Origin of the sequence: Mesorhizobium sp. (genome assembly GCF_004962245.1) — a bacterium.
Classification (GTDB): Bacteria; Pseudomonadota; Alphaproteobacteria; order Rhizobiales; family Rhizobiaceae; genus Mesorhizobium.
Map to the genome: position 1 here is coordinate 25,109 of NZ_SUHQ01000035.1, position 26,297 is coordinate 51,405.

Genomic DNA, 26,297 nt, shown 5'->3' on the forward strand with positions numbered 1-26,297 from the left:
CGCATGCCTTGGCGTGCTTTTATAAGTGCGGCTGCCGTTTCTCGGCCGGCCGGCTTCTGCAGCCCGCAACGGACGCAGTTTCAACCAGCTAGACGATAAAAATTTGAGCAGACCAGCGCTTGACCCCCGCCGCAAAGGCACAGGCGAAGGTGATCACTGCGCGGCTCGCCGTTCGCGCCTGAGGCCGCATCGCTATACTTTACACTCGCCGCCCAAGGAGACGCAGGCGACCCCAATACGTTTTCATCGCTACTCCTGACGCAGCCGACGACGCCACGAAGACGTTGCTATATTTCACGTTGGGCCAGTGAGGAAATCGATCTTCTTTATGGAAGGCATTTACGCAATGGATGCATTCCCATGCACATCGCCGTTCTGTTTAGCAGCTGCCGTTGACCGGCGGGCCAGCCCCGTTGGGCGTTCTGGTGTCTGACAGTCGAGCGTCAGGCCGGACAATGAGATACATCGATAAGAGCTGAACAAGGATGAGGGGATAACGTGCTTGCGACGGAGGAAACAGTCAAGCAGGTGGGGCGAGAAGGCCAGTTCTTGCGGATTTCAACTTTGCGTGACGACAGCTCATCGGAGTCAAGGTGACACACGCCGGCAGCGGGTGTCCGGGCGGTTTCCAGCCGCACAATCGCGAGACCGCTGGCGCGAACAAAGCTCGGCTGTACTCGGCACGCGAAGAGAGCCTGCCAAGCCGTCGGAGCCCGGCCTTCCGGTGCGACGCAAGCCGCAGACTAGACCGCCCTCTTGTTACCCCAAAGCAGAACGTGCAGCTGCGGCAACACGCGGGCTTCGAACCACCTGTCGCTGGTCACCCTTTCGACAAGCCATTCCATTCGCATCATTATTCCGTCCAAGTCGACAGAGGCGTCTTCACTGCCGGGGCGCGGCGGCGTGTGATTGCCGGGTTGCAGATAGATCGGAAGGTGCGGATATCGCGCCGCGACTTCTTTGGCGTAGGCATAGTCACTCTCGTCGAAAACGACGAGCTTGAGCACGATTTGCGGCTTCTCTTGCGCCGCTTCGAGGCACGCCTCAAACGCAGCCCAACGGGTCGTCATTTCGCTGGACGGCGGCTTTGGGCTAAGGGTCAGCACGTCAAGATCCGCAAACCACTCCCTCACCACGGAACCCTGCGTTTCCAGTGCAAAACGATAGCCCTCGCGATGGCCTCGTTCTATGAGGGGACCGAACGGCTGAATGGCCGGATTGCCGCCTGACAAGGAGACCATAACCGGCCTGCCGCCGGAAAGCGCATGGACGGTTTGCCACACGGCATCGATCGGCATCGGTAGCCATTCATGGCGATACTGATTGTCCACCGCGTGAAGGCTGTCGCACCATGAACAGCGATAATCACATCCGCCGGTTCTGATGAACACCGTCGGCAAGCCGATGAGCACGCCCTCGCCCTGGATCGTCGGCCCGAATATCTCGCTCACACGGATTACGGGATGCATGTCGGTCACGGACGGTATTCCGCCCAAGTTTTCGGTGTTTCGCTAACGCGCACGGCCGCGGTCTGCGGCAGACGTGCCTTGCACCATTCATAGAAATGTCTGGCCAGGCATTCCGCCGTGACCTTCTCATGTCCCAGCACGTCGTTGAGGTGCCGATGGTCGAAGCTCTCGTCAATGTAGCGTTTGAGCGGCGCCAGATCGTGATAGTCGCGCACGAAGCCGTGGGCGTCCAGTTCCTTGGCCGACAGCTCCACTACGACGACATAGTTATGCCCGTGCAGGCGCGCACATTGATGGTTGGGAGGCAAGGAGGTGAGCTGATGCGAGGCCGAGAAGTGGAATTCCTTGCTGATGTGGAACATTACGCGCGCCTCCTGCGCAGCGCCTCGAGCCAGAAATCGGCGTCCTCGTAGTCGGTGGGATCAGCGTGCCCGGCGAGATGGAACGCTTCGCGCCGCTCGACGCAGGTCCCGCATCGTCCGCAGTGACGCACGCCGCCCTTGTAACAGGACCAGGTCTCGGCAAACGGGGTGCCGTATCTTGCGCCATCCGCAACAATGTCAGCTTTTCCGAGATTCACATACGGTGCATAGAGGCGTATCTGCGCATAGCCGTCGAGCGCGCGGTCTTGCATTGTCTGGAAAGCTTCAATGAAGGCCGGACGGCAATCGGGATAGATGAAGTGGTCCCCACCATGCACGGCCGCCGCCACCGCTTCGGCGTTGTGGGCGGCGGCGAGACCGAAGGCGATTGCCAACATGATGGCATTGCGGTTCGGCACCACCGTAATCTTCATCGTGTCTTCGGCGTAGTGGCCGTCCGGCACGTCGACACTGTCGGTCAGCGCTGAGCCGGAAAGGCCACGGCCGATTTCGCCGATGTCGATGATCTGGTGCGGGACCTTCAGTCGCTGCGCGCAAAGAGCGGCGAAGCCCAATTCCTTCCTGTGCCGTTGGCCATAGTCGAAAGATAGAAGGCCGGTGAGTTCGTGCTCCGCTGCCACCATGTGAGCAAGGGAAACGGAGTCCAATCCGCCAGAGCAGACGGCGAGAGTCTTCATCATTGGTATCCTTGTTTTGACCGGGTAAGGCTGCGACCGGAGATTTCTCTGCGCCCCCACTACTCCAGCGACTCAATTTTGTGAACCGGGAGAATTTCCGCACAGCCCGATTGGAGCGAGCATGGGTCGCGTCCAACACGCGTGATCAATAAGAGTCGAGCGCTTCAGCAGTTTGTTCGCATCGCGCCAACTTTCGCAATCTGCTGTCGGATTTTGTCGACTGCGAGACAAGGTGATGTTCGGCCGACATCGGCTGCCTCTCAATTAAGCCACTGAAACAAAGATACATATTGGCTTTCTGGCCTTCGCTTGCGCAGTTGGCACGACAATTGATGTGATATGGAAGCCTATGAGGTAACTGAATTGGCCCCCGAAGAAGCATCCACCATCTTGGAAGTGATGCTTTGGACAAGGGCTTTCGGTCTTTTCTGGCTAGGACTTTTAGCTTTAACTATCGCGGTGGCACGCATTCTGTCGACATCACTAATTGATACAGTAATTTTAGGAAAAACGAGAATACAATGATCAATGTGTCAAACTATGGCATGACAGAATTAACTCTCGACGGAGCATCCGCAGATTTGTTTCGTTCGCTGTTATCGGACTTGTTGCCGCACTTACGGCTATAACGGCGGCCACAGGTTACCTGGTATGGCGCGTGGCGAATCTCACCATTGGGTGTGACGGGCACCCGATCAATATCGTAGTTCCTGCTGAACGGCAGGCTACTGCGCATAGAGCATTCTCTCCATCAGAACGCTCTTTACCCATACATAGGCTGCGTCGCGTTTGTTGCATTACCGCCAGGTGATGTTTTGGCTGGCAACCGCCGGCACTCTGAACTCAGCCGTTGGGTTGAATACCTAGCGGATTTACGGCCTTTTCCCGCAGCTGACACAACTTCTTGAGTTCTGGTTGTTCAGCGGCGCAACATGGGCCTGCATCACTGATCTATTCGCTTGTTTAACTGTTGGAAGGAATAACGATGACGACGAATATGGACTTATGGTGCGACTGAGCTTTCCAATGAAGAAGCACCGGCATTTCAGGGGGAATGTTTTGGCTTGCTTTTGGACTTTTGGCATCTCTGGCGGCTGGCTTACTAGCTGAGAGTATAAATGGCCTCAATGCGGCAGATCACCATTGGTAGCGACAGACGGGCGCGCGAAAAATTTCTTGGTTCCTGCTGAAATGGGGCGCTATTCGGCAGAGAGCATTCTCTCCAGACGACAGGGCGATCCTTAGTCATCTACAAGGTGATTGTGCTCTCTGTGGTGGCGGCATTGGTGTCGGTGCCGTTCATCACTCTATCTGTCTGTCCAAAGTGCCGGTATCATTCGACCCACGGTCGAGAAGACGCCCCTGGTCGCACCCGTCTCCGGGCGCATCTCCCGCATCCTTGCCGCTGAGAACGAACGCGTTGCCCAGGGGCAGGAGATCCTCGCCCTGGACGATGAGGTGGTTGAGGAAAAGATCATGCCGGTTAGAGCAGAAATTCGCGCAAGGAGCGATCTTGCCGGTGATCTCGAAAACCTGATCTCCTCCGGCACGCAGGCCAAGGACCCGATCCGCCTCTCGACCGAATCCGCCAAAGCTGACCGCGCGCATTTCCTCAACTTGTTGCGGGAAAACGAATACGCCCGCACCAATGCCGCAGCCGGAACTCGACCGTGCCAAGCGACTGCTTTCGGCTTCTGCAGCGCCCGCGAAAACTGTTGAAGAAAAGACTTTCGCCCTCCACAACATTGAGCTCCAGGGCGAGATCCTGGCCCGGCGAAAAATCGCCGAATGGAACCAGCAACTCTTCGACATCAACCTGCGCCTCAAGGAGCTCACGGCCACTTTGCATGAGCTCGAGAACGAGCGGGATCTGACTCATATTCGAGCCCCAGTACTAGGCACTCTTGAGCAATTCTCAGGCCTCACTTCCGGCAGCTACGTACAGGCCGGGCAAAACGTCGGTTGGGTTTCGCCGGATACCGAACTGGTGGTGGAAATCTACGTTCCCCCCAAAGACATCGCTTTTGTGCACCCGGGCCAGTCGGTGCATATCCAAATCGATGCCTACAACTACAATCAATGGGGTGTCACTGACGCCAAGGTGCTCAACGTGGCGCAGGACTCCATTCTCCACGGCGGGAGCCCTTCTTCAAGGTCCCCCTTGCGCTGTCTCGCAACCAACTCGTCCTCAAGAACGGGGGCATCGCTCACCTGAAGAAAGGCATTACCGTTTGGGCACGCTTTCTCGTTGCAGACCGCACTTTGCTGCAACTCCTCTATGATAAAGTCGACGATTAGCTCAATCCGCTCCACGCGGGCGACTAATCTTCAATTTCCAGACAGTCAGCGAGCCGCCATGTCAAGCAAGGTCAGCAAGTTTAAACAGCGCGATATCACCGATTGCGGGGCGACCAGTCTTGCTTGTGTCGCTGCCTTCTATGGCCACAAGCTGCTTTTGTCGCACATTCGCCAGCATGCCTCGACCGACCACTCTGGCACCACTGTGCTCGGTCTCTTGGAAGCTGAAGAAGCCTTGGTTTCATAGCCAAGGGCGTGAGGGGTGGCTTCGACCGCCTCGACAAGATCCCCAAGCCCGATATCGCGCACGTCGTCATCAAGTTTGCGTTTGGACTTGGCGTCATACAGTGCCGCCGGATAGAGCCCGCCGCCCTGATCTCCGGCGGTCTAATCAGAGCCCCCAGCTCCGCTGATGAGCCAGGCGCGGGCGCCTCGGGGCTTCCTAGCCTGCACAGCCTTCATGGGACATGGTCAGGATACCTGTTAGATGAACTCCGATTAGTCTGGACGTTCTGCGCGTTCGGATACGCGGCAACGTGAACTTTCCACCCTGCACGCATCCCGACTCGCCCCCTCAGTCACCGGTATGTTTCGTGATCCACTCGCGATAATACGACACGCGCGTATACACACCGTATGTCGTTCCGCAACCGGCCCCACTCGAGACAATTCCAACCAAGATAGGGTTTTTGCCATGGGCTTTGGTCAGAGGACCTCCACTGTCCCCTTGGCAAGGATCGGTCCCGCCGCTTTCGATTCCGGCGCACATCATCCCAGGAAAGATCTCCCCATATTTGCGGCTGCACGTTTTGTTGTCGACGTATGGGACCTTGCCCTCTCGGAGCTCTTCTGATTCCTCTCCACCATGTCGTGTATCTCCCTTACCCGTCACGGTAAGGAGCTCGCCATTAGGAATGTCCATCCGGGGGGTAGCAAGGGGAATGGCCACTGCGGGTAGCGTACTGCGCACCCGCACGAGCGCCAGATCATGTTTGAATGCCTTCGCGACATACTCTTCGTGAACAATAAAGTCCGTTACATCTAACGAAACGCCATTCTTCACAGAGGCCTCGACCTTGGTTGCACCCGCTAAACAGTGTGCCGCTGTGAGGATCCATTGGTCTCCGATCACCACTCCACCGCATAGATAAGATTTAACCTTTCTGACAATTTTATCCTCTCTGACAATATTGAGTTCGACGTACCAAGGATGCTCTTTAGACGTGGTCCGCTTGCCGCGGACGATATCGAGCCCGCCTTGTACAGAAGTTTGAGCATGGGCGTGTTTTCCACCAAAAAGGGCTGCGAGCGCGCAGAGGGCATGACGACGGGTGATGGGGGGCATCGGTTTCCTCGTACCATTTTGCATTACATTGTGCGGCCGTGTGCCGTTGGCGCGCCACCCTGCCTGCCCACCCATTAGCTGGCAACCCTCGTCTCGGATGTGATTCAGAATGCCGCAGGCAAACATGCTTTGTCCTCGATAGGACGTTCTGGTTGCCGTGGGCGGACGACTTCTTCGGAAAGCGCGACGACGGCACGGGGTCCGTTATAGGCAGGCTCTCCATGCTGATGCAGCTCGAGACCTCAAGGTTACTCGCCGCGCCGATGGCTCTCATGGCCAAGGCCGACGGCTCACGAAAATATGTCGGGGCCGCGGTGATCGGTCTGAACCGCGCCATGAAGGAACGGCTCTACGAGAGCGTCGCCGGATGCCCGGCCGGGCGCGCAAAGGAATTCCGATCAAGAAGCCGAACGCGCAGTGGATCAAGCCCGGCCTGGTCGGCCACATCAGCTTCCTGAAAGGCGAGGGCGGGCTGCGCCATGCCACTCTGACCGATGTTCGAGAGGACTAGTCGGCCCCGCAGATCGGTTCACCGGAAGGCATCCGAGCTGGCGCTCGGCGTTTTTTTAGCGCTTTGGCTGTTCGGGGTCGTCTGAGACAAACGACCCCGATGACCACGTCCATAACAGCTTCCAAGAGCGGCTTGCTGTCTTCGTCGCGGGCTTTAACGGTAAGGCGGCGGCAAATGACGCTGGGTGTGACTTCCCGCGCATAGTCTGTCAGCGCGGCGAAAGCCTCGAGCCTGACGGAATCCATGCCGCCGGCTAACCATGTCCCTTCAGTGTCGGAAAAGAGCCGATCATTGTTGCGTACGTCAAAATAATTAAGGGAAAGGGCGGCCATGTGATCTCCTATGGGCTCACTGCTGTCGAGGGTCCCTACAGCCTTCAGCGGAGTGGACTGCTACCGATAAGCCTTTCGTACTCGGCTTCCGGTGGGCCATAGCTGCCATCGGCCAGTTTGAATCAGTCCTTCCCAATCACGGATGACGATCTTGCCGCGCGTGGCGCGGATCAAGCCATTGCCTTCCAGGACCTCGATGGCAACGGTTACGCCCGGCCGCCTCACGCCGAGCATGATCGACAGGAATTCGCGCGTGAGTTTCAGCTCGGGGCCAGCGCGATCCTAACACAACAGCAGCCATCGGGCGAGACGGCTTTCGAGCCCCTGGCGGGCGTTCGCGTGAGAGCGGTGTAGCTGGTCTGCACCATCAGGAATTGCACGAAGCAGAAGAAACAGCCGCAGGGTGGGACTTTGCTCGAGTGCCTCATGAAAGGGGGCTATCGGAATGCGCATCGCCTCTCCGGCGAGCTGGACGACGCAATCATGCGGCGCCAGATTGTCGCCGAGGACGACAACCGTTCCTGTCATGCCTTTGTGGCCCAGAATGCCGGCTTTGGCATCCCGGCCGGGCGCCATTTTGGCGATGATAGAGCCGAAGCCCTCCTCTATGAAGTACACGAAGTTGATCGGCCTGCCTTGCTGTTCAAGGCGATCGCGCAGTGCCAGTTCGACGTGCTCCTGATCCGGCGAGAGCAGGGACCCATCCTGCTGGTCGAGCAGGCCAAGAAGTCTGTTTCTGTATGGGGAATTTGCGGAGTGCGGCACTGCAACCGTCGCGGCAGGAATGTCATCGGGACTGAAATGGGCGAGGGCTGCAGTATCGCGGTCGGCGACCAAGCACCGGCCTAGTGTTTACGCCTGACACAAGAGTCCGGCCCCCACAACCGTTTCGGAATGAGGAGCAGCGCTGCCGCTGCTCCTCCAATCACACAACGGATTCACGATGCGGCAACTCGAGCCATGATTTCGGATCGAATGGTCGATGCGGTGTATAGCGAGGCATCCAGCGGCAAATCCCCAAATGCCAGTTGACACAGAAGATAATTAGCACCTGCCTCTTCCAGCTGATCAAGGATAGCTTTTCGGACAGAAGCTGCCGTTCCCACGACGCACAATTCACTTTCAATTGCTGCATCGAAGTTCAAAGGCAAGTTTGGTGGAGTGGGAATGGCATTTAGTTCGTATAGAAATTTGAAGCTCTTGAGCCATCGTTCATAGGCAGGTGCTGCGAGCAAATACGCATCTGTTTCAGAACGCCCTATCACCACCATTCGGAGCAATCCAAGAAATGGCGCTTGGTGGCCAATGTCAGCATCGTGAATTCGGGCGGCGCGGAACGCGTCGGTAACGCTGCGAACAGAAGTGGAAGGTCCGACGCAGGCGATGTTTGCCCCATTCGCGGCGGCCCAGCTAGCCGGCTCGGGTCGATTGGTGGCGATCCATGTCGGCGGCTGGGGATATTGGTGAGGTCTCAACGTCAGCGGAACGTCTTTCAACTCAAAGTGGCGGCCCTGATAAGAAAGCGTCCCGCCTTTCATCGCATTGATGAGAATCTCGCTGGCCTCCGCATACTGTTCTGGTGCTGCTTCTACAGCAACCCCGAAGTATCCCAATTCAGTCGGAGCAGAGCCGCGCCCTATGCCGAGTTCAAGCCTGCCGCCGCTCAACTGATCAAGCATGCAGATCTCCTCGAAGGCACGCAGCGGATGATAGAGCGCAAGTAGCATTACCATGGGACCAACACGAAGACTGCGGGTTCGCTGGGCGACGCTCGCTAAGAACAAATTCGGTGATGGACCTCTGCCATGCGGCGTACAGTGGTGCTCTGCGAGATGATACGCATAAAAGCCATAGCCATCGCACGCTTCTGCTAGGCTCAGCCGATCTGCATATTGTTGGGCGATGTCATCGCCGTTTTCGTCCAGATGATCGAAGATGCCGAAGGTCAGGCCCGAAGCGAAAATTTTCTTCAATTAATTATTCTCCAAATTACCTATGATTTATCCACTATTGGAAACATCATAACTTATAACACATCGACACTTATTACTTGATACATTTCCAATGCAATGTGAATTGACTTCATGCTTGCGCACACCGCGATTCCTCTTAAAGTTCATACAGACGTGTTTGGCGGCAGCAAGGAATTTGTCCATCTGCTCTGTGGTGCCAATGCTGACGCGAATGCAGTTCTTCAAATCTATGTCAGGAAAGCTGGCGATGAGGATCTTCTGCTCTTTCAACGCGGCTTGCCAGCATGAGCCCTCCTGTCCCGCCGGCACACGGGCCAGCAAAAAGTTTGCGTGGGAGGGTGTTACGGAAAAGCCAAGTTGCAACAGCGCCAGGGTCACTCGCTGTCGTTCATGCTTGATGTGCCTGTGGTTCTCTTCGTAGGCGTGGCGATGCGCAAGAATGCTTTTCCCGACCGCCTGCCCGATCACGTTCATGTTGAAGACATTCTGGATGTTGCGCAGCCTGCCAATGATTTCTGGGTGACCGAAACCGAAGCCGACTCGCACGCCAGCGGCAGCATAGCTCTTTGAAAAAGTCCTCAAGATCAAAAGATTCGGATGTCTATTGACGAGGCGCAGGGCATGGTCGGGTGCGAAGTCAACGTAGGCCTCATCCAAGACGATCAAGCGATCTGCTTGCTCCACAAGGCGTTCGATTTCGGCCACCGGCACGAATGTTCCGGTCGGATTGTTCGGATTAGCCAACAGAATGAACTTCGCGTCTTTTGCGGGGCCGGACAGCAGTTTTTCTATCGGCAGGGGATGAGCTTCGCTCGATGCGATTTCGAGAAACTCAGCACCCTGCAACATGGCAAGTTTACGGTTGAACGAAAATCCGGGCGACAGCATCGCCACTCTATCTCCTGGGGCGAGGAAAGTTCTGTAGATGAGTCCGAGCAGTTCCGACGAACCGTTGCCGGCAATCACCTGATCTTTGGAAAATCCGTAAGCGTCGGAGGCAGCTGCCCTTAAGCTGAGATTGTCGTCTTCCGGATAAAGATACTGGTGTTCGATCGCAGCAATTGCACTTTGCATTACGCTCTTCGGCAACGGAAACGGGTTCTCGTTCGTATTTAGCTTAACGCAATTTGCATCCGTCGCTGGTCCGTTGGACGAGAGAGCATCTAATTTGCTGGCCACCGGCGAGAAAAGCGAAAGCACGGTCTTCAGTTTTGCATCGCACATGTTCTTCTCCGTTTTTCAGTCCCGCAGGGCATGTGACATGAGGCAATCGTTGATCGTGACTTGATCGACGTTCGGCTATGTCAGCGCTGCCTTCCCACCTTGGTGGGATCGCCGACCACGGTTTGGATTTGACACCGGGAAGCTGTCGAGAACCTGATGACGACCCAACGTGTGGCCGACGGCCGATTCGGCGCAACAGACGGTGTTTCAACATCGCATCGTCGTCAAAGCCGCATGCAGGGCCAGCACGACAGCCCGCCTCCAGCGCCCGCAGAAATAGGTGGAAACCGAGGTCTTGCCGAACCTCAGTTGCTCTGCCACCTCGCCCACCGGACTGCCCTGTTTATGGGTCAGGCGCAGGATCGTCCGGGTATCTTTGACGCTCGTTCGTCTTGCTTGCTTCCGTCTTGGCATGGGCTCTCTCGGTTCGCTGATGAGAGAGCCAAATACCGGCTCATCTGAGCATGAGACGCGGGCCTGACGATATGGAGCGTCTCTGGTGGCGCGCGTAGCCAAGAGGGTTCGCCTCGCTGGCGGGGCATGCAAGACGGCGCACCTCCTTGGCTATCCTGTCCCATCGTCTCAGAGACTTCGCAGAGGTTGATATTCTGCAGTGGCTTTCGTCTCGCTGCTGCACGGCATTGACGCTGGGAGCCATGCTCGCGTGGCGCAATTGTGCTGAAGAACGGTGCCCACGGCAACGTTTCTTAACCCGCCCCAGGTCCTGGCGTTGGGCTAATTTCCGACATTCGTGTCCGGCTTCGGACAAAGGCCGGGTTTGCCGAACGGAGTCCCACCCAATTTCCAGTGCTGCTTGAGCAATAATATCGACCGGCATTACTGCACAACACGAAAGTTGCTGCAAAAACCGAAGTGAACCCAAGGCATGGGGTCAATTGGCATGGCGCTTGCGACTCGGTCGCTAGAACGCAGTCAAAACCACGGTTGGAGACCATGCCTACCTCTCAAAGCTCGATAAAGCACGCGAGCAAACATTCCCCGTCCCCGCGGAAAACTGGAAGCTCGTCGCCGTTAAACGTCCCTGCTCGGGGGCGGTCTTGCACAAGACTGGTCCGAGGCAACCACGCCAGGGCGAAAGGCTGCCGGAACTGTCCACCGAAGTCGATGCCGCTTCAGTTTAACCGAAAAATGCACCGTACCACTTTGGCCTGGGAGCAAATCAATGACCGATAGAAAGAACGTTCCTCTCGTGACCTTTCGCACGCGTGTTCGCGATGAGTCGATCGGGGGGCCAAATCCTTATCGGTGGGAGAACAAGACCTCCGACGATTATTTCGGGGGCAAGCGCGTTATCCTGTTCTCGCTGCCTGGCGCCTTCACCCCGACCTGCTCGACCTTCCAACTGCCCGATTTCGAAAAACTCTATGATCAATTTCTGGAACTGCGAATTGACGCGATCTACTGCGTCTCAGTCAACGATGCTTTCGTCATGAATGCGTGGGGAAAGTCCTTGGGGCTGCAGAAGATCGAGCTGATCCCAGACGGGTCGGGCGAGTTCACGCGCAAGATGGGCATGCTGGTCGCGAAGGACAATCTGGGCTTTGGCATGCGCTCCTGGCGATACGCCGCTCTGATCGACGATGGCGTGGTGGAGCAGTGGTTCGAGGAGGAAGGCTTCTGTGACAACTGCGAGACGGACCCCTATGGCGTTTCATCCCCGCAAAACGTTCTCGACAAACTGAAGGCGGCGGCATGACCCAGAAGTGGCAAGTCTCACACAACCCCAGCACACACTAGAGCCTCCTCGGCAGATTACCGGTTCAACATGCATCTCTCAGCAAGCCTGCTTCAACGCCAGAAGCAACGTATGGTCTTATCGCCTCAAGCCATTGAAGCTATTCGCTTGCTGCGATTGACGCATACTGAACTCCATCAGCTCGTGGAGCAGGCACTCGAGAAGAACCCCGTTTTGAAGCCTGACCCGTTTGACGACGTTTCGCCGCTGTCAGGGGTGGATCAGCGGAGCAGTCAAAGCAGAAGCGAAATCGGCGAATCGCCCATTGGCGGGCCGTCTGGCGGGCGCGGGCAATGGAAGTCGCAACGCAGTAGCGGCAACGATCGACCTGCCGTCGAGGAGTTTACCGCCCACACCGAAACATTGCACGACCATGTCGCCCGCCAGGTCGCCCTCACCCCGTTCACCCCGCAGGAGCGGCTGATTGCCGGACAGCTCGCCGCCCATCTGGAGGACACTGGCTATCTTCAGGTAAACCTTTTCGATCTGGCCGGGAGGTTAAACGTTCGGCAAGCTGATGTGGAACGGGTCATCGGAATCTTGCAGCAATTTGATCCGCCGGGGATTTTTGCGCGAACTCTCAGCGAATGCCTGGAGATTCAGCTGCGCCAGCAAGACCGGTTCGACCCGGCTATGGCAGCTTTGGTCGCCAATCTCGAGATGCTTGCACGGGGGGATTTTCAGGGATTGAAGCAGCGTTGCGGAGTCGACGAGGAGGATCTCCTCGACATGAGGAACGAAATCCGCGCGCTCGATCCCAAGCCTGGAGACCGGTTCCAGTCCGGGACGCCGGAAACCATCGTACCGGACGTCTGGGTAATGCCCAAGTCCGAAGGTGGATGGCGGGTGGAGCTTGATCCGGCCACGCTGCCCAAAGTGTTGATCAACCACACCTATGTCGCCGAAATCTCGCAGCTGACCAATCAAAATCCGGAAGGCAAAGCGTTTCTCGACCATTGCCAGGAAAAAGGGAACTGGCTGATCAGCTGTCTCGAGCAGCGCGCTAAGACGATCCTTAAGGTTGCGACCGAAATCGTGCGCCAGCAGGATGCCTTTTTTACACACGGCGTCGCCCATCTGCGGCCTCTCTGTCTCAAAAATGTCGCTGACGGGATCAAAATGCACCAGTCGACGGTAAGCCGGGTGGCTTCGAACAGGTACATGTTAACTCCGCGCGGGGTGTTCGAGCTGAAGTATTTTTTCACAGCGACAATCGCATCCTGCGAGGGCGGCGACGCGCACTCCGCCAAATCTGTCCGCCATCGGATCAAGGCAATCATCGCCGAAGAATCGCTCGACAAGGTACTTTCCGACGAAGACATCGTTGCTCAGCTCAAGCAGACCGGCATCAATGTCGCTCGCCGTACCGTCACCAAATATCGCGAGGCGATGAACATCCCTTCCTCCATACTACGGCGCCGTGATAAGCGGTTGTCCGCAGCTGCGATCAAGCGAAGTGACTAACCGGCATTCCTGGTCGGCGAGAGGCGACTCTCAACTTCCTCCGGGCCGAAGCAGCTTTCGAAGTCATGGCATTCCCGACAACTGGGTGCAGTGCATGACGAAAAGCCTTCGGCCTCACACAGCTTGCGGTAAAAGTACTTTTTCCATTTCATGTTTTCTGTGTTGCCTGCCGCCAGCGCGGGAAAATGTCTGGCAAGCAGGCGGCTGAGCTCAGCGCGATTTGAGAGGCCAAGATCCCGCCAAAGATGGTCCGTGCGCATCGCACGCCGGGCGATGATCTTGGCCAAGCGGGCGCTCGCCGGGTCGCCCGGCGCAGCATGCGCTAGCAGCAGCCGGCGCAGCAGCTCCTCTTCCAGTTCCGGCTCGGGCTCGCTCAACTCCTCCAAAGCGAATACGCTGCTGGAGGTAGACGGGAAAGTTGCGGCCAAGACATCACGCAATTCGACAGACGAAAGGCCTGTCCCCTCCGTCGCCAACACCTCGCCCGCCTGGACCTCCTCAAGCGAACGCGAAAGCACGCAGGGCAGCACATGCTGATCGAAGCTCCTCCCTAGCTCGGACCCACGCCATTGCGCGCGTGGATAGGCAGCCATCATCGTAACGGCCGGCTTCAGCTTCCGGCATGACAAAGCGCCTTGTTGACCGCAGGGATGATCTTGTCGCCCCAGAGCTCGATCTGGCGCAGCATCGTCTTTTGGTCGAAGTCGCCCAATTGAGTCTGAACTGCGATCTGGTCCGGTTTCAAGATATCGATCTCTTCCAGCAGGCGATCAATCACGCGATTTACGCTGCCAATCGGCAAATTTTTGCGCATGGTCTCGAAGGACAGATCCTGCTGGGTCGGTGTCTCCTGCAGCAGGTAGCCATCGTGGCTCTGTTGGCGGCGCTGATGCAGGGCTTCAGAAAGCCGGCGCTGGAAGCGGGCATTGTCGAGATAGCTGTTGATCTCCAACTCGTCGTGGCTGGCATAGCAGCAGCGCAGCAGCGATATCTTGACGTCGGTGACGTTCTTTTCCTCGGATGCCGCCGCCCTCTCGACTGATTCACGCAGTGTGGTCAAAGTCTCTAAGCCGTCGTGGAAGGCTGTGACAAAAAAATTGTGCCCCTCGCGGTAGGCCCGAGCCATCCGTGCGGCTCCGCCAGCGATCCAGATAGGCGGCGTCGGCTGCTGGACTGTGCGGACCGAAATCGCTGTTGGGGGGATCTTCTCATACTGGCCGTCGTGTTCGAAGACGTTTTGGTTGAGGCCCTTGAGAATGATGTCCAGGTATTCCGAAAAGACGGCCGGCGCCTCATCGATGTCCACGCCGAACCGTTCGAACTCGAACTGCTGGTATCCCAAGCCTACGCCGAGCTCGAGACGGCCGTTCGCAACGATGTCGGCGAAGCCGATCTCGGACAGCAGGCGCTGCGGTTGGTAAAGCGGCAGCACGCAGACGGCAGTGCCCAGGCGAATCGTGCTTGTCAAGCCGGCGCAGTGCGCCACCATCATCAGCGGGGATGGTATGAGGCTGTAATTGTTGAAGTGGTGCTCAGCAAACCACGCGGTGTTGAACCCAGCCTGCTCCGAAGCGACGGCCTGTTCGATGGAGTTGCGGATGACGCTTTCTGAGGATTGGTGATAGCCACGCTGGGCGGCCAGAATGAAAGTGGCAAATTCCATGATTTCTCCTCGTTATAGACACGTCAGCCGACCGGGAATGTGCTCGGCATGCGCATGCTTGGATCTCAAGCACCTCGGGTGCGTCGTGGAGCCGAGGCTTCATAATGCTCGGCCGGTCGCCCTGCGAATGCCTGGCAATTAACCTGCGGCCTCCGCAAAACATTCGTCATAGAGTTCGCTGGCGTTTCCCGCATCACCGAACGAGGTCCAGCCGCCGTCCACGTAGAGGATCGAGCCGTTGATGTATGAGGCGTCAGACGAAGCAAGGAAGAACGATGCATCTGCGACGTCTTCTGGCCGTCCCATCCTGCCCATGGGGATGCGTCGTCCGATTGCTGCCAGGTCGATGCGGCCGGCTTTGGCCAACTGAGCAAGTGCGGGCGTGCGGATGTGGCCAGGAGCGACGGTGGCTGTCCGAATTCCGACCGGGCCGAGTTCGGCCGCCATGCAACGGGTCAGCATATCCATCCCCGCCTTGGAGGCGCCGTAGGCATGGCGCGGCGCGAACGGCAGAAAGCTGTCGATCGACCCGAGATTGAGGATCACGCCGCCCGGGCGCATAGCCTTGATCGCTTCGCGCGCGCAGGTGAAGGCGCCGGTAAGGTTGACATCCAGGACGTGTTCGAGCTGTTTCGACAGTTGCTCGATCGCAGGCACAATCCTGTCGGCGGTATCAGCACTATTGACCAGAACATCGATATACCCGAAGCGTCGCCTCAGCTCTTCGAACATCGACACCACATCGCTCTCGACGGCCACGTCCAGCGATTTCGCCAGATGCTTGCCGGGGAGCGATGTAGCCAGCTCTGCCGCTGCAGTGCCATCTTTATCAGCAATCACGACGGTGTCGCCGTTCGCGGCAAAGCGGCGAGCGACGGCCGCGCCAATGCTTTTTGCGCCACCGGTGACGAGCACGATTCGCGCATCTGTGCATTCGGCCGGACAGGAGAGCTCGGCTTGGAGCGCACTATCCACCGGCGGGTGAGCATCCCCCGGCTGGTTGAATGACATCCAGCCTCCGTCGACTGCCAGCACCGAGCCGGTGATGTAGCGCGCCTGCGTGCTGCTCAGAAAACGCACGACCCTGGCGATCTCGTCGGGGCGAGCCAAGCGCCCCATCGGCACGCGGCGGCGTATCGCCGCGAGGTCCATTTTGCCAGCGCGTGCCAGTTCTGTGACCATTGGGGTGCGGACGGAGCCCGGCGCCACCGCCGTGACGCGGATTCCTCGCATAGCCCACTCGCACGCAAGGGACTTTGTCAACGAGATCACGCCAGCTTTCGAGGCTGCGTAGGCGTTGCGCCTGGGATTGCCGACCACGCCCGCCATCGAAGCCACATTGACGATCGCACCGCCCGGCCTCATGCGCCGCGCCGCTTCCCGGGCCATAACGAATGGCCCAATAAGGTTCACTGTCACGCCGCGTCGGAAGGTATCGACAGCGGTGTCGATGATCCTATCCATCGTGGGTCCAACCGCCGCATTGTTGATGAGGACATCGATTTGCGCGAACCGTGCTTCGACCTGGCCGAAAAGTGAGAGCATGTCCTTCTCTCGCGACACATCGCACTCCAGACCGACGTGCGGCGACCCGAGATCCCGAGCCAGTTCAACCACACCACTGCCCGGAAGGTCCACCGCAACTACAGTGTCTCCGTCCGCGGCAAGGATATCGACCAGGGCACGGCCGATCCCGCCCGCGGCGCCTGTGATGATTACGGTGCGTGCTGCCAGTTTCACGAGAGCTTCTCCACGATGACCGCTTGTGATCTCAGCCCATCGACCTTGGGCGGAATGAAGGGTCGAGCCAAATCGTTGCAGTGACCGCCAGTTGCGGCCCCACACAGATCTCAATCCCGCAAGGCGCTCATCCTCCATTTCTACCCACTTATGCAGCTCCCAGTTGGGGACCCTCGACGCCATCTTGGTCGGTGGGGATGTGACGCTTGAGCAGCTGGTAGATGGGATCGTCTGGATGTGGTGCTCCAATCGGCTGTCGCCGGCCGAACCTATCTGCCTCAAGAATCGCTGGCGGGATTTGCTCCTCAACCCAATCGTAGACGACTGTCCGTTCCGCAATTCGCCACTCGTCCTGCCTCTTCTGAAACAGATCGCAGTAACGGCCGCAAAGCAGCGTCTGACGTATTTCTTGGTCTGTATCCGGTCCGCGTTGCAGCGCGGTGAAATAGCTCTCGACCGCGGCCTCTGCTGAACTGATGAAGTCGATCAGGCTGTTCGTGATTTGATGGATGTTACGCTGCCCCGGCAGACCGAGAGCAAATTGGATGAAGTCCTCTGCCGGTCCGCAATAGGGACCGTGCCTGTCATACGCTTCGGGCCAGTATGCGCTACGCAGCGCCGCCTCATCGGCGCGGTCTATCCCGCGGCAGTACCGATACAGGCAGTTGCGGATCGCCTCTCGGTCACGCAGTTCGGTAATTTTCGCGTGGTCGACAGGTTCTGTCGCGAATTGTATGATTGTTTTGTCCTTCCCGACGCCAGTCTGCACTTTGCGTGTGTCTCTCTCTACAATTGAGTTAGCGGGGGGCTCGTCAACTTCCAGAGCTTGTTCGGGGCAGGCTCTTACCCCTTGTGAGGCAAGCAGTTGCTCCCCATCGGCAACATCAATATCACCGGGCAAGATGTAGCCGTCGTCATCAAGCTTGAAGACTCTCGGCGCCCGCGCCAAGCAGCGCGCATGACCCTGGCATCTGGCTTTGTGTACGATGACACGCATAGCGAACTCCAATGTCGTTGGCGGAAACTTCAGGACCAGTCCAGGATCAGATTCTCGATCCCGAACACATGGCCGCCGAAGGTGATGGGTTCAGTCCCTGTCTTGATCCGAAAGGCTGGGATGCGCGCCAGCCACTCCTCCAGGCCAATGACAATCTCCCGCCGGGCAAGGTGTGAGCCAAGACAACGATGGGGACCATAGCCAAAGGCAGCGTGCCGGTTGTCCTCGCGCGCCAGATCGATCTCATTCGGGTATTCGAATTCCGCCGGGTCACGATTGGCAATCATCGTGGCACAGGAAACATAGTCTCCCTTGCGGATCGGCGCGCCTTTGAAGTCGACATCCTTCGTTGCCACTCGGATCATCTGAATGGTCGAATAGGCGCGCAGCAATTCTTCCGCGGCGACGGCAATCCGGTCCGGTTCGCTTCGTAGCAATTCCTGATCTTTGGGGTTGCGCGCGAGATGGGCCAAGTCGAAGCATATGGCTGCTGAGACCGTGTCGAGCCCCGCGACGAACACAAGCACGCCGATGCCACGGACTTCTTCGTCACTGAGCAGACGGCCCTCGACCTTTGCCTTCACGATGAAGGTCATGAAATCATCGACCGGCTCCTTGCGGCGCTCGGTGGCAAGTTCGTCGATGAAGGCCACGATCGTCCGGGCTGCGGGTGGTCGTTGCTCCTTATCGCCGTGGAGCAGATCTCTAGCCCAGCCGACAAATGTTTCTAGTCCGTCGTCCGAAAGCCCAATAAAGCGAAGGAAGATATTGACCGCGAACGGAACTGCAAAATCCTTCATGATGTCGCAGCTCGTGCCTGATGCGGCGATCCTGTCGATCAGCTTGATCGCTCGTTCCCGGACAGCCGGCTCCAATGCCATTACCCGCTTTGGCGAAAGCAGCGGATTGAGCAGTGAGCGAAAAACACCGTGGAATGGCGGATCGAGCTCAAGCGGGATCATCGGCCAGCTCTCGCCGAGCACAGAGGCGAAGATGCTGCGATGGCTGGAAAACGTTTCGGTGTCCTGCAGCACCCGGCGCTGGTCGCTCGCGCGAGTGATGACCCAGGTACCCCGACCGTCGCGCGTGTTGCTGGTTGAATAAAAGATCGGAGGCCCGGCATGAACGCAAGCAACCGCTGCATGCGGATCCCCGTTGGCCGTCGGCAACATGCCGGGCGACGTAAACAGGCTGAAGTCCCTCACCATTTCGGGCGGGACATGATCTGGAACCGGCCGCGATTTAACCGCGCCAGAATCGAGAGACCGTTCATGAGATGCTGTCGGCATTTGCATGCAATCGTTGGTGCAAGCTCCGTGCCGAATTCGTCTTTCGATAATCCTTGCCGTTTGCTGGGCAACAGGTGGCGCCTGTGCTGACTTACTGGTCGGGATTGCAACATTCTTGTCCAGCGTCGGACACAGAATGTAGAAAGCTAGACACCGACTTGGAGCAACTCAATTGGTGGGATCGCTAGCCGATCATGTGCCCGGGGAGCATCCAGTTCGAAAGGTTGCGCTAAGCGGTTTGGTGACTTGGCCGAGGTCACCCAGGTGGAAATGACCAACACTTGTTCGTGAGCCTAGTGGCGCTCCCCTCGATGATGTCTGGCGGGGTGGTTAGCCGCCTCCGTGGGACAAGGTCAGTCTACAAGAATGGGCTATAGCCTCTCCTCGCCTGCCTCATTGGCCCTCCTTCAGAGCCGGCCACACGAGCTTTCGTCTTTCAGCACGGCGTTTTCTCGCCAGCTACCAGAGCCACACCGATGCCGTTAATGAGCGTCCAGTCGAGGGGTTGTGTGGCCCTGTCCATCTTGCCCAGCACCTTGGCTTCGCATTTGCCGGTGCGGCGGAAAGCCTTCAAGACGCAGTTCTTGACCTTCTCCAGATCAGCCTCGGACGGATATCGGCAAGGGTTCAGCTCGTCCTTTTGAACTTGCGCATCTTCGTGTTGGCGAACCCCAGGCCGCCCGACATATTTGCGGCCTATCCGGCACCTCAACTTCGAACAACCTTGCGGCAAGCTCTTGGGATAGCCCACGCTCGTGCCTCCACCACCCGCTCAGCAGAGCCAGATTTGTCGTTGATGGCACGGTACTTGCGCAGTCATTCGCAGACGCGTCACGGACCGAGAGTGTCGTCCCATGAATTCAATCACCAAAAAGGCCGCCCGACGTTGCTGGGACCGCCTGCAATTACCTTATCCCAGAATTGGGAGCAACGGCTTCAAAAGGGATAACTCATCACCTCAATTCTGTCGATCGCGCGGCCATCGAACCGCAGCCATCGATCAGACTTCCGCCTCGTTGCACTCATTGCGACCGCCTTGGTGCTTGCGACGACCGCTCAATTCTGGCTGCCAGGATAACCGCATATGGCGACGGAACTTCCTGCTTCAAAGCAATATAGAGATCGTCGATCATCCCCCCATCAAGGCCTCGATCGAGGACACCGCGTTCGGCTTGCTTGGTTCGCAGTGAACAGGCCGCACTTCGACGGATGCGATCGATGCGACCGCGCCGAGAACTCTCCCGCATTGTCGACGGTTGTGTCCGTCGGCCCTCCGATGAGGCCTCGGATGCGTGGGCGCCGAGGCCTCGACTGAGGCCGACTGGCCGCCGCCGGAAGGTCTAGCGGCTTTGATCCCCGGCGATATAGCCACCCCTGCTGCAACAGCTCCTAGCTGGAGAACTCATTCATGACCGAATCGGCGACAGATTTAGTGGACGCGGCTCTGTTCGACCGAGATCGGCTTGACCCAGAAAGTCCCTATCAACGGTCTGGCCCCGCATGGGGTGCGATCATTTCGCTTTCCTTCGGCACCTTCGGGCTTGTGACGGCAGAGTTTCTGCCCGCCAGCGTTCTGACACCGCTCGCGCATGATCTCGGTATCAGCACGGGCACGGCTGGACAGGCGCTAACAGCGACCGCAATCGTCGCGGCGATCTCGGCACCGACAATGGCCATCGTGACAAAGCGTCTGGACCGCAGGGTCGTCATCTGGGCGATGACGCTGCTGCTGATCCTGTCGAACGTTCTGGCGGAGGTTGCGGGGTCGCTGCCGGTGTTGCTGGCGGCACGCGTCGTCCTCGGCATATCGCTCGGTGGTTTTTGGTCAATTTCGGCAGCGTTGGCAATGCGGCTGGTTCCAAGTCACCTCATGCCGCGCGCCATGTCGATCATCCTCACCGGCGTTTCTGTCGCCTCCGTCTGCGCGGCTCCAATCGGCGCTTATGTCGGTGACATTTGGGGATGGCGAGCCTCGTTCAAGGTCGCCGCAATCGTGAGTGCCGTTGCGCTGCTCGTGCAACTCGTAACCATTCCGCCACTGCCTCCGATCGAAGTGCGCAGATTCCGCAGTCCGCTGGATGTCGCGAAGAATCCGACGATGAAGGTTGCGGTCCTAGTCGTGCTATTGGTCGCTTCCGGCCATTTTGCCAGCTTCGCCTACATCCGCGACTTTCTCGAGAGCGTTCCTCCGCTCGACAAGAAGTCGATCCCGCTCGTGTTCCTTGCTTCTGGCACGGCCGGCGTCTTCGGCAATTTAGCGGGCGCATTCCTCACCAAACACAGTCTCAAGGCAGTCGCGGCCCTGCCGCCCCTGCTCATTGCCGTAGCCGCTGTCTCGCTCCTGACTATGGGAGCATCGGCCTTGACCTCGGCAATTGCAGTTGCCGTATGGGGCTTTGCTTTTGGCGCGGTCCCGGTCGGATTGCAGACCTGGATGGTGCTGCGCGCCGCTCCGAAACAGGCCGAGAGCGCTGGTGTACTGATGGTCATAGCCTTCCAAGTGGCGATCGCAGCCGGCACAACTTTCGGTGGCCTATTGGTGGATCACACGGGCATTGCCAGTGTCTTTCTCTACAGCGCGGTTGCCACGTTCCTCGCTGTCTTGACAGTATTTCTGCTCGGCCAGAACCGCAACAGCTGACCGCCTGGTGGGGAGTGACGACGGTCGGTGGCGTTAACGCTATTGTCACCTCTGAGCTCGGCCAAAGGCCGCGGCTTCGTCGTAACCATGCCTTCGATGGGGCAGCGCCAAATTGCTACCTGCTCATCGCGTTATGACAATACAGCGCGCTTATTGCGTCATCGTGTTCCCGATCTCGGCTTCAATGCCCGGCTACTCGCTGCGGAGGCAGATGGGCGCCGGCGTCCCACCGACAACGATCGGTCTTTCTCATGTAGCTGTTCTCATGTAGCTGTCGGGGAAACGCGGCAGGTTTTCCGCCAGAACCCGCCAGTCGTCGCGCTCGCGTTCGCCTTCCTTGCGCGCACCGAACAACTGGATGATCATCTTGCCGTCGGACCCATATGCTTCGAGCGAGGTGACGTGACTGTCATTGGTCGGCTTGCGCACGGCCCAAACCTCACGGATTTGGTGGCTCCTGAGATGCAGCCGGAAGGTTTCGTCCAGCACATAGATGCACGGCCCGATCTGCTTGACCGACTTGATTAAGCCGGAATGGGTCTGGATAGAGCCTCGGTTGCCGACGAAGCACATGATCGGCAATTCGTCTTCGGCCGCACGCTGGAGCACGGCGCCAACTGCAGCATTGTCGAGCAGCCAAGCGTAATCCTGGCCTACCATGCGCAAAGCCTGGCAGCGGCTGAGCTTGAGCGTCTTCAGAAGGTTGACGTCAGTCAGCCGGCTCCAGTGCTCGCGTAGGTCGTCCACCGTGCCGGCCCGGTCCGCAGTCCTCGCGCCCAGGTCGGCTACTCTCGCCTTAAGCGACATGGTCGGCTCCTGGTTGGCGGATACGAGCTCGGCCACCAGCTTTCGATAGGCATGAAGGTTGGAGACCGGCCTGAGATGCACCTTATGCACTGCTGCGCCGGCGGCGTCGAAGAATTGCAAACTGCGCTGGATTCCGCCGCGATGGCGCCTTTCAACAGCGAAACCATACCTCCAAGCCTGCGGGAAGACGCGAAGGTCGAATTCGTCACCAAGGACCATGGCGTGATTGTTGCCGGTTATCACTTTGTTGAAGACGCCAATCTTTTCGTGCACGGCACCTTGATTGCGGGTCAGCGCCGTCACTTCGCCCACGAATTCGAGGCCCGTCAGCAGGTGATTGACGCGCGGGTCGATGCGTGCCGCGCCGAAACCGCAATGGGCCGCGACCAGTTCCGCTTCCGAAATGCCCAATTGGGCGGCGAAATCACGCGCGGGAATGCTCGGACAGACTTCCCACGCACGCCGGATTTCGTTGGGCGACCGCTTCTTGCGCTGATCCATGTTTTTAACCCCGCCCCGTTCTTCTTTTGACGATCGGTCGAAAAAAGGGCCTCAGGGGTGTGCACGGCGGACGCGATTGATCGTCAGGCACACGCCAGTCGAATCCTGTCTCCGGGCGGTCAGCGGCCAATCGCCGGTAGAGAGCGATTGTTGGGTGGTCGGCGCCAATCGGCCGATCGAGCATTCGGGTTCCACCGGCGGTGCTGCTTTCCCACACAAGGCGGGTCTGAGGGAGGAGCGACATATTGCTTCCTTCGTTCTTCGATTGCGAGGGCAACCCAAAGGTGAATCGGCCGGCAATTTTGCCGCCGCAACGAAGGCTCTCAAAAGTCGTGCCAGTTGCTCCGCGGCAAGCTCTGAACATCTTTGGCTCTGTTCATTGCTTTACGCGTGAGTGCATCGCGAACTCAGGCGCCCCTCCTGTGACGCGGACGCGACAAACCCGACAGTAAGTGTCGGTTGTCGGACGTCTCCCCAGCAATCGAGCATAGAGACGTCGGGATGTCCTACCGTTTTTACACACGTCTTCCCTTTGGCACGGTTCATGCGAGATGATCCGCGAAAACGTCACGGACCGAGGAGAAATCGAGCCATGATTACGCTCACCGACAACGCTGTTGCCGCCATCAAGGCCGCTCTTTACCGCGCCAGCGAGCCGGCGGAAGGATTTCGCATCATGGTCCATGCCGGCGGCTGCGCCGGCTTCCAATACTCAATGGGCCTGGAGAGCGTCTCACATGAGGGCGATACGATCATCGAGCGAGATGGGCTCAAGGTGTTCATGGATAGAGGCTCCCAACCCCATGCCGCCGGCATGACCGTCGACTTCGTCACAGGGCTCGAAACATCCGGCTTTGTTTTCGATAACCCCAATGCGCAGGAGAAGTGCAGCTGCGGCAAGTCCTGCAAATGATTGCAGGGGAACAGGCTATGTTCGACTATAGCGACGCCAAGGAATACTGCGTCAAACCGGTAACCCCCGGCGCTCTGGAACCAGCCGACACGCACTGTCGGCCCGGAACAATTGCGTTCGGTGATGTGCCAAATCGCGATCATCGATCGTTGCCGTGGGCAAGCAAACAACATTGCCCGAAACAGCTGAATTCCCGGCGGATGCCGCCACCAAATGGCAATGTCGGCAGCGACCGGTCAGCCAAGCCATCGCTCGCCCGGCCGCCCACCTCACCAGATACGATATGCGCCAGAGGTTCAATGGCCCGCCTACCCTTGAATCATTTCAGCAGTTGAAGGATCACTCCCATGAGACCTGTCTATCTCGACAACAACGCAACGACGCGGGTTGATCCTGCAGTCCTTGGAGCGATGTTGCCTTTCTTTACGGAGCAATTTGGCAATCCTTCGTCCATGCACGCCTATGGCGCATCGGTTGCTGAAGCCGTGAGAAAGGCGAGGCGGCAGTTGCAAGCCCTCATCGGCGCGGGATTCGAGGACGAGATCATCTTCACCTCGGGCGGGACTGAAAGCGACAGTACAGCCATCCTTTCGGCGCTCGAGGTAATGCCCGGTCGAACGGAAATAGTGACTTCCGCGGTTGAACATCCGGCCGTTCTGAAGTTGTGCGCGCACCTTGAAAAGACGCGCGGCGTCAAGGTGCACATTATCCCAGTCGATCACCACGGCCGGCTCGACCTGGACGCCTACAGAACCGCCCTCACCCCACAAGTGGCAATCGTCTCGATAATGTGGGCGAACAGTGAGACCGGTACGATCTTTCCCGTGGTTGAGCTTGCCGACCTAGCCAGGGAAGTCGGCGCGCTTTTCCACACTGATGCAGTGCAGGCGGTCGGAAGGTTTCCGATTGAGCTGAAATCGACCGCGATCGACATGCTGTCGCTCTCCGCCCACAAGCTGCATGGTCCAAAGGGGATAGGCGCGCTTTATGTAAGACGTGGCGTGCGCTTCTCCTCCCTGATCAAGGGTGGCCACCAAGAGCGCGACCGGCGTGCAGGCACTGAAAACACACCCGGCATAGTCGGACTGGGCATGGCGGCCGAACTCGCCTTGAAATTCATGGACGAGACAACACGAATAAAATGGTTGCGCGACCGCCTTGAGAACGGGATCATCCAGCGCATCCCAAACGCATCCATCAACGGCGATCCGCAGGAGCGATTGCCAAACACTGCAAACATTGGATTCGAAGGTATCGAAGGCGATGCAATCCCAATTGTCCTCAGCCGGCTGGGAATCGCCTGTTCCGCCGGGTCCGCCTGTGCCTCTGGCTCAATGGAACCGAGCCATGTTCTGATCGCTATGAACGCGGCATGTGGGGCAGTCCGCTTCTCCTTGTCGCGTGACAACGGCGAAGATGACGTAGACCGCGTGCTTGAGGTCCTGCCTGCGATCATCGAGAAACTACGTGCCGTTCCCAGTGCTGGACTGTGCGGGCGAGGTGCAGAACACCTTCATTCCGGCCCGGGCCCGAGCGGCACAATAGCCGACGCCCACTCATGAGCCGTGAGGACTTCCTCAACGTGACGACCCTACGCAATGGAGAGCAGGCAACCCGGGGTCGCCTTCACCACTTCAGAAAAGCTTGAGATCGCCAAGTCTCTTGCCCCAGCCGCCGTGCCAGAGGTCGGCACGCCGTCAGCAATGTCACCAACGCATCGACACCACAATTTCGCGCCGGGAGAATACAATGAACTGCTCCGCTGACAGCCGCCCGATTGATCCCACCGATATCCTGGCGCGACTGAAGGGCCTGTCGGCTGCGGAGGACTTCTTCGCCTGCCTTGGCGTCTCCTACGACCCGAAAGTGATGAATGTCTCGCGGCTCCATATCATGAAGCGCGTGGGCCAATACCTTGCCGAAGAAGATTTCTCCGGTCTGCCTGACCAGGTAATCGCCGCGCGGGTGCGCGCCAAGCTGGAACGCGCCTACGAAGATTTCGCGACTTCCTCGCCGCTCACGCAACGTGTGTTCAAGGTGCTAAGGGACCACGATCCAAACATATGTCCCGCACCTGGCCGCGCCTTCGTCCCGCTCGACTCTGCACTGAAGCGGTTCGGAAAGTAATGAGCCCGACACGGCTGCGACGCGACAATGTCGGGAAGTCGACAAATCCAGTCCTCATGACGCCTCCTCGGACGCAAACGAAGCCACCTTCTGGAATAGAGGCAGGAAGAAGACTTGGCATGAACGATGCAGGCAATGAGGTGAACCGCCAAGCACGCATCCGGACTGGGAGCTTAGAGAAATCGCC

The 26,297-nt window shown here is 58.2% G+C and carries 24 protein-coding genes and 4 pseudogenes; 10 read left to right on the forward strand and 18 right to left on the reverse strand.

Annotated elements, in window-relative coordinates:
* Positions 1-743 precede the first annotated feature (743 nt).
* The 3 genes from queE to queC are packed head-to-tail and all read right to left on the reverse strand — an operon-like array spanning position 744 to position 2,529.
* Complete coding sequence (gene queE, locus E5X88_RS28510; protein WP_164747234.1) at positions 744-1,469, reverse strand: 7-carboxy-7-deazaguanine synthase QueE; 726 nt, start codon at positions 1,467-1,469, stop codon at positions 744-746.
* Positions 1,470-1,474: 5 nt separating this feature from the next.
* On the reverse strand, positions 1,475-1,831 hold the full coding sequence (gene queD / locus E5X88_RS28515) for a 6-carboxytetrahydropterin synthase QueD (RefSeq protein ID WP_063169374.1): 357 nt from the start codon (positions 1,829-1,831) through the stop codon (positions 1,475-1,477).
* The gene (gene queC / locus E5X88_RS28520) at positions 1,831-2,529 is read right to left on the reverse strand and encodes a 7-cyano-7-deazaguanine synthase QueC (RefSeq protein ID WP_127204754.1); all 699 of its coding nucleotides are present in this window, start codon (positions 2,527-2,529) and stop codon (positions 1,831-1,833) included. Before queC ends, queD begins: the two co-directional genes overlap by 1 nt.
* Positions 2,530-2,868: 339 nt before the next feature.
* Here queC and E5X88_RS28525 point away from each other — a divergent pair, with 339 nt between their 5' ends.
* The 3 genes and pseudogenes from E5X88_RS28525 to E5X88_RS28535 all read left to right on the forward strand — a co-directional run.
* Positions 2,869-3,054 carry a hypothetical protein gene (locus E5X88_RS28525; RefSeq protein WP_287308595.1) on the forward strand — a complete coding sequence of 62 codons (186 nt, stop codon included), beginning with the start codon at positions 2,869-2,871 and terminating at the stop codon, positions 3,052-3,054.
* A 734-nt stretch (positions 3,055-3,788) separates the two neighbouring features.
* Positions 3,789-4,827, forward strand: a pseudogene (locus E5X88_RS28530) (HlyD family efflux transporter periplasmic adaptor subunit).
* 58 nt (positions 4,828-4,885) lie between these two features.
* Positions 4,886-5,142 (forward strand): annotated as a pseudogene (locus tag E5X88_RS28535) (cysteine peptidase family C39 domain-containing protein); the annotation flags it as partial.
* Between the two features lie 259 nt (positions 5,143-5,401).
* Here E5X88_RS28535 and E5X88_RS28540 read toward each other — a convergent pair.
* Positions 5,402-6,172: a serine protease gene (locus tag E5X88_RS28540; protein WP_287308596.1), complete on the reverse strand. Its 771-nt coding sequence runs from the start codon at positions 6,170-6,172 to the stop codon at positions 5,402-5,404.
* 367 nt (positions 6,173-6,539) lie between these two features.
* Between E5X88_RS28540 and E5X88_RS28545 the strand changes: the two genes are divergently transcribed.
* Complete coding sequence (locus tag E5X88_RS28545; protein ID WP_164891566.1) at positions 6,540-6,683, forward strand: hypothetical protein; 144 nt, start codon at positions 6,540-6,542, stop codon at positions 6,681-6,683.
* On the opposite strand, the gene E5X88_RS28550 is transcribed toward E5X88_RS28545, so the two are convergent.
* The 6 genes and pseudogenes from E5X88_RS28550 to E5X88_RS28575 form a co-directional block, all read right to left on the reverse strand.
* Positions 6,680-7,015, reverse strand: a complete 336-nt coding sequence (locus tag E5X88_RS28550) for a hypothetical protein (RefSeq protein WP_287308597.1) — start codon at positions 7,013-7,015, stop codon at positions 6,680-6,682. The genes E5X88_RS28545 and E5X88_RS28550 overlap by 4 nt on opposite strands.
* A 60-nt stretch (positions 7,016-7,075) precedes the next feature.
* Positions 7,076-7,249: a helix-turn-helix domain-containing protein gene (locus tag E5X88_RS28555; RefSeq protein ID WP_287308598.1), complete on the reverse strand. Its 174-nt coding sequence runs from the start codon at positions 7,247-7,249 to the stop codon at positions 7,076-7,078.
* Between the two features lie 48 nt (positions 7,250-7,297).
* Complete coding sequence (locus E5X88_RS28560) at positions 7,298-7,852, reverse strand: Crp/Fnr family transcriptional regulator (protein ID WP_287308599.1); 555 nt, start codon at positions 7,850-7,852, stop codon at positions 7,298-7,300.
* Positions 7,853-7,953: 101 nt separating this feature from the next.
* Positions 7,954-8,988 (reverse strand): LLM class flavin-dependent oxidoreductase, encoded by a 1,035-nt coding sequence (locus E5X88_RS28565; RefSeq protein WP_287308600.1) that lies wholly within the window; start codon positions 8,986-8,988, stop codon positions 7,954-7,956.
* A gap of 27 nt (positions 8,989-9,015) precedes the next feature.
* On the reverse strand, positions 9,016-10,212 hold the full coding sequence (hisC, locus tag E5X88_RS28570; RefSeq protein WP_292167300.1) for a histidinol-phosphate transaminase: 1,197 nt from the start codon (positions 10,210-10,212) through the stop codon (positions 9,016-9,018).
* Between the two features lie 172 nt (positions 10,213-10,384).
* A pseudogene (locus E5X88_RS28575) lies at positions 10,385-10,626 on the reverse strand (IS21 family transposase); the annotation flags it as partial.
* A 769-nt stretch (positions 10,627-11,395) separates the two neighbouring features.
* On the opposite strand from E5X88_RS28575, the gene E5X88_RS28580 reads away from it, so the two are divergent.
* Together E5X88_RS28580 and rpoN are read left to right on the forward strand one after the other, a co-directional pair.
* Positions 11,396-11,929, forward strand: coding sequence for a peroxiredoxin (locus E5X88_RS28580; RefSeq protein WP_029356553.1), 534 nt, complete (start codon positions 11,396-11,398; stop codon positions 11,927-11,929).
* A gap of 69 nt (positions 11,930-11,998) precedes the next feature.
* Complete coding sequence (rpoN, locus tag E5X88_RS28585) at positions 11,999-13,432, forward strand: RNA polymerase factor sigma-54 (RefSeq protein WP_091599489.1); 1,434 nt, start codon at positions 11,999-12,001, stop codon at positions 13,430-13,432.
* Here rpoN and E5X88_RS28590 read toward each other — a convergent pair.
* From E5X88_RS28590 to E5X88_RS28620, 7 genes and pseudogenes are all read right to left on the reverse strand, one after another.
* Positions 13,429-14,028 (reverse strand): nitrogen fixation protein NifQ, encoded by a 600-nt coding sequence (locus E5X88_RS28590; RefSeq protein ID WP_126057643.1) that lies wholly within the window; start codon positions 14,026-14,028, stop codon positions 13,429-13,431. The two genes, rpoN and E5X88_RS28590, sit on opposite strands and share 4 nt — an antisense overlap.
* A 14-nt stretch (positions 14,029-14,042) precedes the next feature.
* Positions 14,043-15,095 carry an LLM class flavin-dependent oxidoreductase gene (locus E5X88_RS28595; protein WP_024505249.1) on the reverse strand — a complete coding sequence of 351 codons (1,053 nt, stop codon included), beginning with the start codon at positions 15,093-15,095 and terminating at the stop codon, positions 14,043-14,045.
* 138 nt (positions 15,096-15,233) lie between these two features.
* Positions 15,234-16,835: an SDR family oxidoreductase gene (locus E5X88_RS28600; RefSeq protein ID WP_091599495.1), complete on the reverse strand. Its 1,602-nt coding sequence runs from the start codon at positions 16,833-16,835 to the stop codon at positions 15,234-15,236.
* Positions 16,836-16,983: 148 nt separating this feature from the next.
* Positions 16,984-17,571: a nuclear transport factor 2 family protein gene (locus E5X88_RS28605; RefSeq protein WP_236378846.1), complete on the reverse strand. Its 588-nt coding sequence runs from the start codon at positions 17,569-17,571 to the stop codon at positions 16,984-16,986.
* A gap of 138 nt (positions 17,572-17,709) precedes the next feature.
* Positions 17,710-17,832, reverse strand: a pseudogene (locus tag E5X88_RS28610) (ferredoxin); the annotation flags it as partial.
* A 29-nt stretch (positions 17,833-17,861) separates the two neighbouring features.
* Entirely contained in the window at positions 17,862-19,040 is a 1,179-nt protein-coding gene (locus E5X88_RS28615) for a cytochrome P450 (RefSeq protein WP_164746650.1), read from the reverse strand.
* Between the two features lie 517 nt (positions 19,041-19,557).
* Positions 19,558-19,872 (reverse strand): hypothetical protein, encoded by a 315-nt coding sequence (locus E5X88_RS28620; RefSeq protein WP_091599500.1) that lies wholly within the window; start codon positions 19,870-19,872, stop codon positions 19,558-19,560.
* 657 nt (positions 19,873-20,529) lie between these two features.
* Between E5X88_RS28620 and E5X88_RS28625 the strand changes: the two genes are divergently transcribed.
* Positions 20,530-21,762, forward strand: coding sequence for an MFS transporter (locus E5X88_RS28625; RefSeq protein ID WP_128204864.1), 1,233 nt, complete (start codon positions 20,530-20,532; stop codon positions 21,760-21,762).
* 249 nt (positions 21,763-22,011) lie between these two features.
* Here E5X88_RS28625 and E5X88_RS28630 read toward each other — a convergent pair whose 3' ends face one another.
* Complete coding sequence (locus tag E5X88_RS28630) at positions 22,012-23,070, reverse strand: ChuX/HutX family heme-like substrate-binding protein (protein WP_091599505.1); 1,059 nt, start codon at positions 23,068-23,070, stop codon at positions 22,012-22,014.
* Positions 23,071-23,662: 592 nt separating this feature from the next.
* Here E5X88_RS28630 and E5X88_RS28635 point away from each other — a divergent pair.
* From E5X88_RS28635 to nifW, 3 genes are all read left to right on the forward strand, one after another.
* A complete protein-coding gene (locus E5X88_RS28635; protein ID WP_091599508.1) occupies positions 23,663-23,983 on the forward strand; it encodes an iron-sulfur cluster assembly accessory protein in 321 nt (106 codons plus the stop codon).
* Positions 23,984-24,330: 347 nt separating this feature from the next.
* A complete protein-coding gene (gene nifS / locus E5X88_RS28640) occupies positions 24,331-25,545 on the forward strand; it encodes a cysteine desulfurase NifS (protein ID WP_091599511.1) in 1,215 nt (404 codons plus the stop codon).
* Between the two features lie 187 nt (positions 25,546-25,732).
* A complete protein-coding gene (gene nifW / locus E5X88_RS28645) occupies positions 25,733-26,110 on the forward strand; it encodes a nitrogenase stabilizing/protective protein NifW (protein WP_091599514.1) in 378 nt (125 codons plus the stop codon).
* Positions 26,111-26,297: the final 187 nt, after the last annotated feature.